The following is a 1,029-nucleotide window of genomic DNA, read 5'->3' as shown; positions in this document are numbered from 1 at the left end:
GAGGACGACGACCTCTCGCTCTCGTGGGCCGGGATGCACGGCACCGGCTACGCGAACCTCGCCATCACCCACACCGACTGCCTGATCGCGGTCGGCACGCGGTTCGACGACCGGCTCACGGGCGGCATCGACACGTTCGCGCCCGAGGCCGAGGTGATCCACGTCGACATCGACCCGGCGGAGATAAGCAAGAACGTGTACGCCGACCACGCGCTCGTCGGCGACGCGGGACGCGTCCTCGACCAGCTGACGGCGGCGGTCCGCGAAGAGCCCGACGCCGAGGCGTGGCGCGACCGCTGCGCCGAGTGGAAGGAGACGTACCCGCTCACGTACGCGACGCCCAACGACGAGCCGCTGAAGCCGCAGTTCGTCGTCGAGGCGTTCGACGAGGCGACCGACGACGACACGGTCGTCACGACCGGCGTCGGCCAACACCAGATGTGGGCCTCGCAGTTCTGGACGTACACGGAGCCCCGGACGTGGGTCTCCTCGCACGGCCTCGGCACGATGGGGTACGGCGTGCCCGCCGCGGTCGGCGCGCGCGTCGCGGCCGACACGATGGGCGAGGAGGACCGCGACGTGGTGTGCTTCGACGGCGACGGCTCCTTCTTGATGACGATGCAGGAGCTGTCGGTCGCGGTCCGCGAGGAGCTGGACGTCACCATCGCGGTGCTGAACAACGAGTACATCGGGATGGTGCGCCAGTGGCAGGACGCCTTCTACGAGGGGCGACACATGGCCTCCGACTACACGTGGATGCCGGAGTTCGACAAGCTCGCGGAGGCGTTCGGCGCCCTCGGGCTCCGCGTCGACGACTACGACGAGGTCGCGCCCGCGGTCGAGGAGGCGCTCGACTACGACGGGCCGGCCGTGGTCGACTTCCACGTCGACCCCGAGGAGAACGTCCTGCCGATGGTGCCGAGCGGCGGCGCGAACGGGAAGTTCGCGGCCGCGGAGGACCAGCTATGAGCGGCGACGCCTCCGACGCCGGCGGCGACTCGCGCGCGACCCCCGAGGCCGACTCCCGGC

At 70.8% G+C, this 1,029-nt stretch carries 1 protein-coding gene; it reads left to right on the top strand.

What is annotated here, in order from left to right; translation table 11 throughout:
• Positions 1–969: thiamine pyrophosphate-dependent enzyme (locus tag B9G38_RS17685; RefSeq protein WP_233127259.1), on the top strand; the 969-nt coding region annotated here is incomplete at its 5' end.
• Positions 970–1,029: the final 60 nt, after the last annotated feature.

It is taken from the genome of Halorubrum sp. SD612, from assembly GCF_002135005.1.
The sequence above is the reverse complement of the archived record's forward strand: the minus strand, read 5'-3'. Positions and strand labels throughout refer to the sequence as shown.